Source organism: Salinisphaera sp. LB1 (assembly GCF_003177035.1).
Lineage (GTDB): Bacteria > Pseudomonadota > Gammaproteobacteria > Nevskiales > Salinisphaeraceae > Salinisphaera.
Genome location: NZ_CP029488.1, coordinates 810111 through 823706, shown reverse-complemented (window position 1 = coordinate 823706; position 13596 = coordinate 810111). Strand labels below are relative to the sequence as shown.

Below are 13596 nucleotides of genomic sequence, written 5' to 3'. Positions count from 1 at the left end.
GAGGGGTGTGCCGGGCGGATTCGGTTGGCAACCCGCGCCGGGGCCGGGTCATGCGGTTGATCTGCAGCCTGGATGGCCTGCCGTCGTGGCGCGCAGTGCCGGCCCGCGCGGCGCGGGCCGGCGATGGCAACGCTTATGCCATGGCGGTCAGCACGAGCTTGCCCACGGTATGGCCTTGTTCGAGGCGCCGATGGGCTTCGGTGAGATTGTCCACATTCAATGGCCCGATCACGGCACCGAGCGTACTGCGGATGCGGCCCGCATCGAGCAGCCCGGCGAGCTCGGCCAGGATTTCGCCGTGGCGTTCCGGGTGATACCCGTGCAGCGCGCGGGCGAACATGAACTCCCAGCAGAAGCTGGCGGCCTTCGACTGCAGCGCATTGATATCGACCGGCTGCTCGGTTTCGGCGATGGCGACGATCCGGCCCAGCGGGCGGATGGCTTCGACCATGTTCTGCCAGTGCACGCCGATATCGTGGCAGTTGAAGATGTAGTCGACCGTGTCGTGGCCGGCGGCGCGCAGGGCCGGGACCAGTTCGTGGTGGTCGATGACCTCGTGGGCGCCGAGCGTGCGGCACCAATCGGCCGATGCCGCGCGCGACGCGGTTGCGATTACGCGGATGCCGGTGAGCTGCCGGGCGAGCTGGATCACGCTGGAGCCCACGCCGCCGGCACCGTTGATCACGAGCAGGGTTTGTTCGCTGTGCGCGCCGGGGTCCGCGCGCAGTCCGAGCTTATCGAACAACCCTTCCCAGGCAGTCAGCGCAGTCAGCGGCATGGCGGCGGCCTGTTCGTCGCTCAGACGCTGCGGCGCATGGGCGACCAGCCGGCTGTCGACGAGTTGCTGCTCGGCATCGCAACCCGGCCGGTCGACCTGTCCGGCGTAATAGACCCGGTCGCCCACCTCGAAACCCGACACCTCGTCGCCGGTGGCCTCGACCTTGCCGACGGCATCCCAGCCGAGAATGGTCGGCTCGCCGAGATCGCCCAGCGCGCCGGCACGGACCTTGGTGTCGACCGGGTTCACGGCCAGGGCATCGATCCGCACCCGCAGATCCAGGCCGGTCGGTTCCGCGATGGGCCGGTCGATCGTCTCGAAGGCGCCGGTGGCGTTGATATCGGTTGCGCCGCGGGTGGCGATAGCTTTCATGGCGTTGCTCCTGATTGAAAAGAGACGCCGCGGCTCCGGTTCGATCATCGCCGCGGCGTTAGCGTCGTGCGTATGGCCATGTATGGCGACGCCGGGCGTGAATTGAAAGCCCGGGCGCTTGCGGTGTGATGTGCCGATCCGGTCTACCGGGGCGACGCCCGGGCCCGGCGGGTCACTGAGGCGTCGCCGGTTCGCACATGGAGCGTCGGGCAAAACGATAATAGACGCCATATCGAGTCCGGCAGGAGCGAACGGAAAAATGACGAATGTTAGACCCGGCCCGTTACGGCCCGATTATTATTGAAACAAAACGAAAAAGTTATGGATTATCGTGCGTTTTTCGTTATGACGGTTATCTTCAGGTGGCGTTCCGGAGTTGGCGTCATGTCGTTTTATTTGCAGTATGCATCGGATTTCGATATGTGCGGTTCGTGAAAGCGCAATTTTTGGAAGTTCTGGACCGCAGACCTAGGCGCGACGTGCGTTTCTGGGTATCTCATGAACATCGCCTGATGTTCATGAGAATTCCAAAAAACGCGAGCAGCTACATGCGCGCGCTTTTCACCGCCAACCATCCGCTGGGGGCAGGGTTCGACGCGTCGGCCGAAACCCCGCGCGGATACAGGTTGCGCACAGGGATCAGAAACATTCCGGTTACCCGGAGAACGATTCATGGCGGCCGCCACTACAAAATATTCGTTGTCATTCGGGATCCCATGGCCCGGATCGTCAGCGGGTTTCTGGATCGCGTCGTCAAAAAAAGCACGGGCAACCTGCCCGACGCGCCGCACCCTCGCTTTTACCGCCGTATCAGCCGGTTTCACAACCGGGAGATCGATCGATCCACGATTACTTTTCAACAGTTTCTCGATTACGTGCTGGCTAAGCCGGATAAGCAGCGCAACAAGCATTACCGCAGCCAGAGCCATTTTCTGGGGCGTCATCTCTTCGATTTCTATGGCTGTGTGGACAACTTGTCTGACACGCTCGCTTTCCTCCAGGCGCAGGGCATGGTCACGGACGGTTTCAACGTCGCGTCTTCAAAGAAAACGGCATATGCCCCGCCCGGCGCACACGCGATTGATTGCCCGGCACGGGCAACTGCCCGCGATCTGAAGGGCTACGATCACTTTCCGGCCGTCGCCGATTTCTTCGATGGCTCTTCGCTCGAGCGTTTCGTCGAGGCTTATCGTGCCGACATCCAGTTGTACGTGCGGGCCCGTGGCATCGATATGCGCCAGTTGATCGATCGCTACTGAATGCCGCGAGTTCGGGGCCTTGCCGTACCAGATTCATGGATTCCTGTGAAGTGCCCTGAGTGTGGCGGCCGGGATCGGGAGATGAGCGAGCCCGTTGTCGGTAAAGGACGATTATCCGGCTCGAGGGGGTTTTCGGGCGGGATAAGTCGTCGTGGCTCGAATTGTCGTATATCCGTGCCCATTTGTTGCCACCTGAAAGATAGATATCGTGGATCCGCGAGTCACGAGTATTCCGGGCAATATGTTCTGAAAATTCTCCGTTTTGTAAGTTTTTGCGAGGGTCAGACTAATGGCGGATTGTTCGTGAATGAGCGCCAAATATAATTAAATTTGCTAGCTTATGCTGGTCGAAAGTGTAGGTTTTAAAAAAAATTTAAAATTAAATAGATGCTGGCCAAGGCGGAATAATGTTGCGGCGGGCTATTGCTGGAGGATGGGCATGAAAATATCGTGGTCTAAATGCATTTTGCTATCTCTCGCTGCCGGCGGTGCGTTGGTGAGCGCGCCGGCGTTCGCCAAGGACGTCAGCGCCTGTTTGATTACCAAGACCGATAGCAACCCCTACTTCGTCACCATGAGAAAAGGCGCGCTCAAGGAGGCGAAGAAACTCGGCGTCCACCTCAAGACCTACGCGGGCAAGTATGACGGCGACAACCAGTCTCAGGTGAGCGCGATCGAAGACTGCATGGCCGATGGGGTCGACGGCATTCTGATCACGGCCTCGGCGCCCAGTGCGATCGTCCCCACGGTACAAAAAGCGCGCAAGGCCGGGATCATGGTGATTGCGCTCGATACGACGCTGCAGCCGGCCAGTGCCGCCGACGCCACGTTCGCGACCGACAACTTCGAGGCCGGCAAGCTCGACGGCGAGTGGGCGAAAAAGCACCTCGGCCAGACCAAGGCCCATATCGCTTTTCTGGATCTTGCCACGAGCCAGCCGTCGGTCGGTGTCCAGCGTGATCAGGGTTTCATGAAGGGTTTCGGTATCGACATCAAGAATCCGAACAAATGGGGCGATGAAAACGATCCGCGCATCGTCGGGCATGCGGTCACCGGCGGCGCCCAGGATGGCGGGCGCAAGGCCATGGAGAATCTGCTGCAGAAGAGTCCCGACATCAACCTGGTCTATGCCATCAACGAGCCGGCGGCCGAGGGTGCCTACCAGGCGTTGAAGTCGGTCGGGATGCAGAATCGGGTCACGATCGTGGCCATCGATGGCAGTTGCAACGGTGTCCAGGATGTCCAGCAGGGCGTGATCGGCGCCGATGCCCAGCAGTTCCCGCTGCGGATGGCCAAGCGCGGCATCAAGGCGGTCAAGACCTATGTGGATAGCGGCAAGAAGCCCAGCACCAGTGCCGGGCTCAACTTCACCAATACCGGGGTTCATCTGATCACCGATGACCCGGTCAAGGGCGTGAAGTCGTACAGCACGAAATCCGGCATGAAGACATGCTGGGGCAAGCTCCAGTAGACCGGCCCGCCGGTCGATCGGTGGTGGCGGCGCGTGGTAAACCACACCGGTCCGCCCCGGTCGGACGGCCGATGCCTGTCGGCACTGATGTCATGCCGTCGCCGACCGGACGGCGGCATGACAGGCCTGTCTTGTTGGTTTCGTGGAGATTCGCATGAACAACGCCGCCACCGAAGCGCCTGCATCCGGGGAACAACACCACGGGCCGTTGCGCCGGGTGCAGCATTTTCTGCACGGCAATCCGGCGGCCGTGCCGATCATCGTCGTAATCCTGTCGGTGATCTTCTTCTCGATAGCCGTCGGCTCGAGGTTCTATTCGGCCTTCGCGCTCACGCTGATTCTTCAGCAGGTGGCGATCACCGGCATCGTGGGCGCCGGCGAGACGCTGATCATCCTGACAGCCGGCATCGACCTGTCGGTGGGCGCCATCATGGTGCTGAGCTCAGTGGTGATGGGCCAGTTCGCCATGCATTACGGCGTGCCCGGTTTCGTCGCCGTACTCGCCGGGCTGAGTGTGGGCGGGATCTGCGGCCTGTTGAGCGGCCTGCTGGTATCGGTCGTCAAGTTGCCGCCGTTCATCGTTACCCTCGGCGCCTGGTCGGTTTATGGCGCGACGACCTACATTTACTCGGGCAATGAAACGGTACGCAGCCAGGATATCGACCGGGTGGCGCCGATCCTGCATTTCCTGGGCAACTCCTTCCGGATTGGTAACGCGGTGTTCACCTACGGCGTGGTGCTGATGGTGGCGCTGGCACTGGCGCTGTGGTTTGCGTTGAATCACACGGCCTGGGGGCGCCATGTCTACGCGGTCGGCGATGACAAGGACGCCGCGCTTCTGGCCGGCATCCGCACCGGCCGTGTTCTGGTTTCGGTGTATGTGGTGGCCGGCGTGATCTGCGGCCTGGCCGGCTGGACGCTGATCGGGCGCATCGGGGCCATATCGCCGCAGGCCGGCCAGATGGAAAACATCAAGGCCATCACGGCGGTGGTGATCGGCGGCACGTCGCTGTTCGGCGGGCGCGGCTCGATTATCGGCACCTTGTTCGGGGCGTTGATCGTGGGCGTGTTTTCGCTCGGTCTTCGGCTGCTCGGTACGGACCCGCAATGGACCCAGCTGGCCGTCGGCGCGCTGATCATCATCGCGGTGACCACCGACCAGTGGATCAGGAAGATTTCGGCATGAATACAGACACCCAACCCATCCTCTCCGGCCGGGGACTGACCAAACGCTACGGCCGGGTCACGGCGCTGGATAATGCCGATTTCGATCTCTACCCGGGCGAGGTGCTGGGTGTCATCGGTGACAACGGCGCGGGCAAGTCGACGCTGATCAAGGCCATATCCGGGGCGGTGGTGCCCGATGCCGGCGAGATACGGCTCAACGGCACGCCGGTGCAGTTCGCTTCGCCCATGAACGCGCGCGATGCCGGCATCGAGACCGTGTACCAGACGCTCGCGTTGTCGCCGGCGCTGTCGATCACGGACAACATGTTTCTCGGCCGGGAAATACGCCGGAAAGGTGTTCTCGGGTCGTTGTTCCGGATGCTGGACCGGCCGGCGATGGAAGACTTCGCGCGGGAAAAACTGTCGGAGCTGGGGCTGCTGACGATCCAGAACATCAGTCAGGCGGTCGAAACCCTGTCGGGCGGCCAGCGCCAGGGCGTGGCCGTGGCGCGCGCGGCGGCCTTTGCCGCGAAGGTCATCATCATGGACGAGCCGACCGCGGCGCTCGGCGTGAAGGAGTCCGGCCTGGTGCTCGAGTTGATCCGCGACGTGAAGAAACGCGGCCTGCCGATTGTGCTGATCTCGCACAATATGCCGCATGTATTCGAGGTGGCCGACCGGGTCCATATCCACCGCCTGGGGCGGCGCGTCGCGGTGGTCGATCCGAAGACCATGTCGCCGTCCGATGCCGTCGCGATCATGACCGGTGCCAAGGAGCCGCCGGCGGAGGACGTGGCGGCCTGACGTCCCCGTCGCCCGTGCCGCGCCGGGTCCGACGAGCGCAGGAAGGTTCCGGATCGCCGCCGATGCAAGCCCTCGAGAATCGGCATAAAAAACGGGCGAGGCTCGACGCGGCTTTCAGCCCTCGGGCGTTGCCCACCGCGTCAACGCCGTCGCGGGCGAGCGCAGGGCTTCCAGCACGGAAAAATGATGCTCACCGGCCAGTTCTACGGCGCGTGTGGCCACGCCCAGGCCGGTCCAGATATTGGCGAGCAGGTGGGTCTGGCGCTTGAGTTCGGGCAGTTCGTCGCCGCCCACCACGCAGATCAGATCGCCGGGCAGATCGGGCGATTGCAGCGCTGGCGAGGCGAGCGTCGCGCGCTGTTCGGACAGGCCCAGCGTGCCGTTGATGTCGGTGGTGGCGGCGATGGGGCGCAGGTCGTGCAGCCCGGAGATGGAGATGACGCGGCGGATGCGTTTGCGGGCCGCGGCCAGCAGGCCGCTGTGGGTGGTCACGGCATGGGTGACGAGATGGCCACCGGCCGAATGCCCGGCCAGTACGAGCGGGCCCGTCACTTCGTCGGCGATCGCCTGGATGCCGGCAATCACGGCATCCGCCAGCGACTCCAGCGTGACATCCGGGCACAGCGGGTATTCGATCAACGCGACCCGCCAGCCGCGGGCGAGTGCGCCGGCGGCGAACTGGTGATTGTCGCGGCGCGACAGCGCTCGCCAGTAGCCGCCGTGGACGAAGATCAGCGTGCCCGCCGCTTCGCCCTCCGGCTCGAACAGGTCGAAGACTTCACGCTCGCCGACGCCGTAGGTGCGCTCCAGCGGCTGGTCGGCGCCGCGCAGCGCGCGAAAGGCCGCGGCGTCGGCCTGCCAGTGGCGCAGCCAGTCGCCGGCGTCGGCGACCGCGGCGCGGTTGTCGTAGGCGCGATCCCAGGCGTTGCTCATGGTCGAACCCCGTGCTGTGGCCGGTCACCCTGGCGGCCGGCCCTGTTCAGGTTGTGCAAACAAAACGACCGGCCAGCGGCCGGTCGGTAAGCGGTTTATACCGCGCTACTTTAGCAGGCGGGCAGCGACGCGACGACTACGCCGCGTCGCCGTGCGTTTGCCCGGCCGATCAGACGCCGATTTTGCTGAGCGCCTTGCCCGACAACAGGTTCGTTTCGATCTTCTCCAGCGAGATGCCCTTGGTCTCGGGCACGTACTTGAGCGTGAAGATGATGAACAGTGCGTTGACCGCGGCCAGCAGGCCGAAGGTCCAGGTGCCGCCAATGCCGTTAAACATGATCGGGAAGAAGAAGCCGATGCAGAAGTTGCCGATCCAGTTGGCGCCGGTGGAGGCGCCGATGCCGAAGTCGCGGCCCTGCAGGGGCTGGATTTCGGCGCACAGCGTCCAGATCAGCGGGCCGGCCGACATGGCGAAGCCGACCACGAACAGCAGCACCATGGCCATGGCCGTGTATTGCAAAAAGGCCGTGCTCGGGCCGATGTAGATGATCGTGCTCAGCAGCGCCATGGTGATGGCCATGATGGCGAAGCCGGCATACAGAATCGGCTTGCGCCCGGCACGGTCGATCAGCGCGATGGCGATGAAGGTGGCCAGGACGTTGGTCAGGCCGGTGACCACGGTCGCCCACAGGCTGGCCGAAGTGCCTTCGAAACCCGCGGTCTGAAAGATCTGCGGGGCGTAGTACATGATTACGTTCATGCCGGTGAACTGCTGCACCAGCTGCAGGGCCACGCCCAGGAACACCGAGCGACGGAAATTCGGGTTGCTGCGGAACATCTGGAAGCCCTGCGCGCCGCGTTCCTGCTCGATCGCGTCCTGGATCTCGCCCATTTCGTAGTCGACTTCCTCGGTCGTGCCGCGCAGCCTGGACAGCACGTCACGCGCTTCGTCGAAGCGATCCTTGGCCGCGAGCCAGCGCGGGCTGTTGGGTACGCTCAGTGCGCCAAAGAACAGCATCACGGCCGGGATTACCAGCACGCCGAACATCCAGCGCCAGCTCTCGATATACGAAAACGCCGCGTTGGAGACGAACGCCGCGAGGATGCCGACCGTGACCATCAACTGATAGAAGGAGATGGTCGTGCCGCGAATGCGCTCGGGCGTGACCTCCGACAGATACAGCGGGGCGGTGAACGAGGCCACGCCGACGGCCAGGCCGAGCAGGATACGGCCGATCCACAGCAGCGTTGGCCCGGGCGCGGACACGCACACGAGCGCGCCGATGATGAACAGTAGCGCGGAGGCCAGCAGCGCGCGCTTGCGGCCCATGGTCTTGGAGATCGTACCGGCCGACAGGGCGCCGATGGCGGCGCCGACCATCATCGACGACACGATCCAGCCCTCCATCGCCGAGGACAGGTTGAAATCCTTTTTGATGAAGGGTAGGGCGCCGGAAATGACGCCGATGTCCATGCCGAACAGCAGGCCGGCGAGCGCGGCCAGGCCGCAGGAAAGCCAGACCATCGGCACGATGTCGGCGTGGGCGACGACCTCGGGCGTTGATTGCGATGTCGACGAGACGGAGCCAGGTGCACCGGCCATATCGAATCTCCTTGAAATATAGGGAAGGGAAGGGGGAAAAGCGCGTATAAAATATCGGCGTTGGGCGATCATGCCCATCGCTGCACGCAGCAAGTAAGACTAAAGTCTCACTTATTTCGGAACGTTTGTTTCGCCTGATGGAACTTTGCGGCGTCGTTGCTTCAACAGGCGATGAATGCGGTCTCGTCCCGGCGTACATTCCCCGGCGAGTGCCGCCCACATGCGTTCGAGGGTCGTCTGCGCGATCTTGTCGTGTTGTTGCGGCAGCGAATTGACCGCCATGGGCAGGAAATCGAGCACGCGGTCATCGCCGAAGGTGCCGGCCCGCGGCAGGGCTGGCGTGTCGCCCGCGTCGGCCAGCAGCACGTCGAGCGCGCCGTCGAGTAGCGGATAAGCGGCTGTGATCAGCGCATCGGGCATGGGGTGTTCGCTGAGCCAGTCGGTGAGCAGCCGTGCACCGCTGGCGCGATCGAAGGCCGCGGCCGTGCGCACGGCGGCCTGGCAGTCGCCGTCGTGCGCGGCCACGGCCGCCATGAACCCGGCGCGTCGGCGCTCGGTGATCGACAGGCCGGGCACGGCATCCAGCCACAGGATGGTGTGTGTTTCGCGGGTCAGAACCGAGGCGGTGAGGCGGCGCGCGGCCTCCGTGTTGCTCGAGGCCACGCTGCGAAAGCGTGTTTCGTCGAGTGGGCGGTCCAGGCCGATCACCGGCAGGCCGCTGCCGGCCACGCCATCGTAGAACGGGTCGTCGCGGTCTAGACAGGAGGCCACGATCAACCCGTCGCAGCGGCGGGCGCGCAGCGACTCGACCAGACGGCGTTCGGTGGCCGCCTCGTCGTCGGAGTCGACGATGATCACCTGGTAGCCGGCAGCGCGCGCGCCTCGCTCGATGCGCTTGGCCAGGCGCGCGTAGCTGGCATTTTCCAGATCCGGCACCACCAGCCCGAGGGTGCGCGTCTCGCCCCGGCGCAGCGCGACGGCCCGGGCGTCGACCTGGAAATCGTGGGCGGCGACCACGGCCTGGACGCGTTCCACGGTGGCGCGGCTGATGCGCCGGGCCTCGGCCTGGCCGTTTATTACGTAGCTGGCCGTGGTCCGGGACACGCCGGCGAGTCGGGCGATGTCGGCAAGGGTGCGGGCGGTCATGGTTGTGACCCTCCTGGCGTGTCAGACTTTTGTCTGAAGCGCGGGTATTTCACTTGATTCCTCGTTCGAGCCATCTCAGCATACAACTGTAATGGCGCTGACACGATTCAGCCATGCCCCGATAGCCGCATACCACGGGCGGGCCGCCGCCCGCTGTATTACCGCGGTTCGATCCGTTCCCGGAGTTGTCATGCTCGAACTCACGCCCGATGCCGTCCTGCTCGACCAGTCCGCCGACGATTGGCGCGATGCGCTCACCCAGGCCGGCTCTGCGCTCACCCGCGCCGGCCTGGTCGATCCTGCGTACGGCCAGTCGTTGTTCCAGCGCGAACGCGAGGGCTCGACCTACCTCGGCAACGGCATCGCCATTCCGCACGGCACGCCGGCCGCGCGCGGCTATGTGAAGACTACCGGGCTGCGGTTGTTGCAGTATCCAGACGGCCTGGAATGGCACGACGGCAATCGCGTATCGCTGATCATTACCATCGCGGCCGCCAACGACGAACACCTGGATATCCTGCGCCGTCTCACGCATGTGCTGGATGCGCCGGGCGTGGCCGAAGGGCTGGCCGCGGCCAGCAACGCCGATGACGTCATCGCCCTGCTTTCGCGCGCCCCGGTCGAAGCCCGGCTGGACCGGGCCACGGTGGCCGCCCGCGTGCCGGTGGCCTCGCGCGAGGGCCTGGCCGCCGTGGCCGCCACGCGGCTTTATGAGGCCGGCGTCGCCGGGGCTGCATTCATCGGCCAGATCATGGGCCAGGCGCCGGTATCGCTGGGACACAAGCTGTGGCTGGTGGAAGGCAATGCCGAGGTTACCCAGCCGGCGCTGGGGGTGGCGACACCGGCGGAAGTGACCGACGCCGCGGCCGTGTTCGTGCTTGCGCGCATGGCCGGCGAGGATCAGGCCGCGGATGAAGCCACACGCGGGCTGCTCGATCGTGTGCTCGGCGTGCTGGAATCGGGCGAGGCGCCGCGCCTGGCCCAGCTCGATACCGCCCAGTTGATCGGCCGGCTGGCCGGCGAATCCGCCGGTGCCGAGGTGCTGCGCGTACGCGTGCGCAACGCCCACGGGCTGCACGCCCGCCCGGCCAAGAATCTGGTGCAGATCGCCCGCGAGCAGCGCCTGCCGATCCGTGTGCGGCTGGAGTCGGGCGGTGCCGATGCGGTATCGGCCGCCAGCCTGACCAAGGTGATCGGGCTGGGCGCCCGGCGTGGCCAGATGCTGGTATTTTCGGCCGAAGGCGAGGGCGCGGCGGCCGCGCTCGAGGCGATCGGCAACGCCGTGCGTTCCGGGCTCGGCGAGGATGTGCTGCCGCTGGAGGACACCAGCGAAGCCCGCCCGTCGCGCAACAAGACCGAGCCGCAGGTCTATGCGCCGGCACCGGCGGCGGATACGGCGCTGGATGCCGTCGCCGCCTCCCCCGGCATGGCGATCGCGCCGGTATTCGTGCTGCGGCTGCCCGAATTCGACTATGCCGATACGTCGGACGATTCCATCAGCGAGCGCAAGCGCCTGGATGCCGCCATCCGCGAGGCCTACGGCCAGCTCACCGAGTTGATCCAGGCCGCCGATGGCGGCGACATGGCGGAAATCCTGTCCATGCACGAGGAAATGCTGCGCGATCCGGAACTGCGCGAGGCCGCGGTCGAGGCGATCAACGAGGGCGCATCCGCCGAGGCTGGCTGGTGGCAGGCCATCGATGCCTCGGCGCGCGCCCAGGCCGCGCTTGCCGACCGTATCCTGGCGGAGCGCGCGGCCGATCTGCGCGATGTCGGCCGACGCGTTCTGGGCCGGCTGTGCGGCGTGGCCATGCCCGAGCCGCCCGAGCATCCGTATATTCTGGTGGCCGAGGATATCGGCCCGTCGGATGTGGCCCAGCTCGATACCGAGCGCGTGCGCGGTCTGGTCACGGCCAAGGGTGGGGCCACCTCGCACAGCGCTATTCTGGCGCGCAGTCTGGGGATCCCGGCGGTGGTGGGCGCCGGTGAGGGCGTGCTGTCGTTGGCCGACGGCATCGACCTGATCATCGATGGCGAACGTGGCCGCGTGGTGCCGCAGCCCTCGTCCGAGCGACGCCAGCGTACCGAGCGGGCGATCGCCGATCGTGCCGAGCTCGAAGCCGAGGCGTACAGGGCCCGCTTCGAGCCGGCGGTCACCACCGACGGCCTCCGCATCGACGTCGCGGCCAATCTCGGCAATACCTCGCACGCGGCCGACGCGGTCGAGCGTGGCGCGGAGGGCGTGGGCCTGCTGCGCACCGAGTTCATTTTCATGGCGCATCCGGCCGCGCCCGATCTGGAAACCCAGGTCACCGAATACAAGCGTGCCTTCGACGCGCTCGGGCCGAACCGGCCGCTGGTGGCGCGCACGCTGGATGTCGGCGGCGACAAACCCTTGGACTACTGGCCGGTGCCGCCAGAGGACAATCCGTTTCTGGGCCTGCGCGGCATTCGATTGGCGCTCAAGCGGCCGCAGATTCTCGAAACCCAGATGCGCGCGCTGATCGCCGCCTCGGAAGGCCGGCCGCTGCGCATCATGTTCCCGATGGTCAAGGACGTGGCTGAATTCCATGCCGCCAAGGCCATCTACGATCGCGTGCTCGCCGAGTTCGACCACGTCGACGTACAGCTCGGTGTGATGGTGGAGGTGCCGTCGTGTGCGCTGCTGGCCGAAACGCTGGCGCCGCACGTGGATTTCTTCTCCATCGGCACCAACGACCTCACCCAGTACACCCTGGCCATCGACCGCGGCCATCCGCAGTTGTCGGGCCAGGCTGATGGCCTGCATCCGGCGGTGCTGCGGCTGATCCTGATGACCGTTGCCGCCGCCGAGGCGCACGGTTGCTGGGTGGGCGTGTGCGGCGAGCTGGCCAGCGACGCCCAGGCGGTCGGTGTGCTGGTGGGCCTGGGCGTTAACGAGCTGTCGGTCAACGCGCGCCAGGTCCCGCTGGTCAAGGCGCGCATTCGCCGACTGTCGCAGAGCGAGGCGTCTACCCGCGCCGAAGCCCTGCTGGCACTGGCGACCGCCGCCGAGGTGCGCGAGGCAGTCGAGGCCCAATCGTAATGGCGCGCGTTCTGGCGATCACGCCGAACCCGGCGCTGGATTTGTCGATCGGCCTGGCGCGGCTCGTGCCGGGCGCGGTCAACCGCGCGCGGACTTGCCGCACGAGCCCGGCGGGCAAGGGCAACAACGTCGCGCGGGTGCTCGCCGCCCACGGGCATGACGTGACCGTGACCGGCTTTCTCGGCGCCGATAACGCGGGCGTTTTCGGGGCCGCATTCGCGGACTGGGGCGTCACCGATGACTTCGTGCGCGTGCCCGGCGAAACCCGTACCAACGCCAAGCTCGCCGAAGCCGATGGTCGCGTCACCGACGTCAATGCGCCCGGCGCGGCGGTCGAGGCGTCCGACGCCGCGCGCCTGGCCGAAGTGATCGCGGCCCAGGCATCCGGTCCACTCGACGCAGTGGTGATCGCCGGCAGTCTGCCGCCGGGTCTGACCCCGGCGATGCTGCATGCCGCGCTCGATCCGCTGCTCGAGGCCGGGATCCCGTTATGGCTGGATGCCAGTGGTGCCGCCCTGACGGCCGGACTCGCGCTCGCGCCGGCGCTGATCAAGCCCAACGCCGCTGAACTGGCGGCCTGCGTGGGCCGCGATCTGGCCGACGCCGCCGACTTGATCGCCGCGGGGCGTGAATTGCAGGGCCGGGGTGTGGCCGAGGTCGCGATCTCGCGCGGTGCCGACGGGGTTGTGTGGCTCACGAGCCGCGATGTGCTGGCGGCCACCGCGCCCGCGGTTGGGGTCGAGAGCACGGTCTGTGCCGGAGACACGCTGGTTGCCGGGCTCCTGCACGGGCGGCTTTCGGGCTGGGCGGATGCCGACACGCTCGCGTTTGCGGTGGCCTTGTCGGCCGATGCCGTGACCCGGATCGGGGTCGGCCGTTCGGATACGCCGGTTTTCGAGACATTGCGCGGCGCGGTGACGGTCGATGCCGTCACGATCGACGCGCCGGTGGAATAGAGCAGTTGCCAGACGACGTGTCCGAGCCGATGGGGCGAAGACC

The 13596-nt window shown here is 65.8% G+C and carries 10 protein-coding genes; 6 read left to right on the top strand and 4 right to left on the bottom strand.

Annotated elements, in window-relative coordinates; genetic code table 11:
• Positions 1-133: 133 nt before the first annotated feature.
• Entirely contained in the window at positions 134-1150 is a 1017-nt protein-coding gene (locus SALB1_RS03745; protein ID WP_109992636.1) for a zinc-binding alcohol dehydrogenase family protein, read from the bottom strand.
• A gap of 266 nt (positions 1151-1416) precedes the next feature.
• Between SALB1_RS03745 and SALB1_RS03740 the strand changes: the two genes are divergently transcribed.
• From SALB1_RS03740 to SALB1_RS03725, 4 genes are all read left to right on the top strand, one after another.
• Positions 1417-2409: a sulfotransferase family 2 domain-containing protein gene (locus tag SALB1_RS03740; protein WP_109992635.1), complete on the top strand. Its 993-nt coding sequence runs from the start codon at positions 1417-1419 to the stop codon at positions 2407-2409.
• Positions 2410-2842: 433 nt separating this feature from the next.
• Complete coding sequence (locus SALB1_RS03735; RefSeq protein ID WP_109992634.1) at positions 2843-3880, top strand: sugar ABC transporter substrate-binding protein; 1038 nt, start codon at positions 2843-2845, stop codon at positions 3878-3880.
• Between the two features lie 154 nt (positions 3881-4034).
• On the top strand, positions 4035-5066 hold the full coding sequence (locus tag SALB1_RS03730) for an ABC transporter permease (protein ID WP_109992633.1): 1032 nt from the start codon (positions 4035-4037) through the stop codon (positions 5064-5066).
• The gene (locus SALB1_RS03725; protein ID WP_109995253.1) at positions 5063-5851 is read left to right on the top strand and encodes an ATP-binding cassette domain-containing protein; all 789 of its coding nucleotides are present in this window, start codon (positions 5063-5065) and stop codon (positions 5849-5851) included. The genes SALB1_RS03730 and SALB1_RS03725 overlap by 4 nt, the downstream gene beginning before the upstream one ends.
• 114 nt (positions 5852-5965) lie before the next feature.
• Here SALB1_RS03725 and SALB1_RS03720 read toward each other — a convergent pair whose 3' ends face one another.
• The 3 genes from SALB1_RS03720 to cra all read right to left on the bottom strand — a co-directional run bounded on the left by SALB1_RS03720 (position 5966) and on the right by cra (position 9533).
• A complete protein-coding gene (locus SALB1_RS03720) occupies positions 5966-6784 on the bottom strand; it encodes an alpha/beta hydrolase (protein WP_109992632.1) in 819 nt (272 codons plus the stop codon).
• Between the two features lie 169 nt (positions 6785-6953).
• Positions 6954-8309 (bottom strand): sugar porter family MFS transporter, encoded by a 1356-nt coding sequence (locus tag SALB1_RS03715; RefSeq protein ID WP_109995252.1) that lies wholly within the window; start codon positions 8307-8309, stop codon positions 6954-6956.
• Between the two features lie 189 nt (positions 8310-8498).
• On the bottom strand, positions 8499-9533 hold the full coding sequence (cra, locus tag SALB1_RS03710) for a catabolite repressor/activator (protein ID WP_109992631.1): 1035 nt from the start codon (positions 9531-9533) through the stop codon (positions 8499-8501).
• A gap of 190 nt (positions 9534-9723) precedes the next feature.
• Here cra and ptsP point away from each other — a divergent pair, with 190 nt between their 5' ends.
• Positions 9724-12597: a phosphoenolpyruvate--protein phosphotransferase gene (gene ptsP / locus SALB1_RS03705; protein ID WP_109992630.1), complete on the top strand. Its 2874-nt coding sequence runs from the start codon at positions 9724-9726 to the stop codon at positions 12595-12597.
• Positions 12597-13553: a 1-phosphofructokinase family hexose kinase gene (locus SALB1_RS03700; protein WP_109992629.1), complete on the top strand. Its 957-nt coding sequence runs from the start codon at positions 12597-12599 to the stop codon at positions 13551-13553. The genes ptsP and SALB1_RS03700 overlap by 1 nt, the downstream gene beginning before the upstream one ends.
• Positions 13554-13596 lie beyond the last annotated feature (43 nt).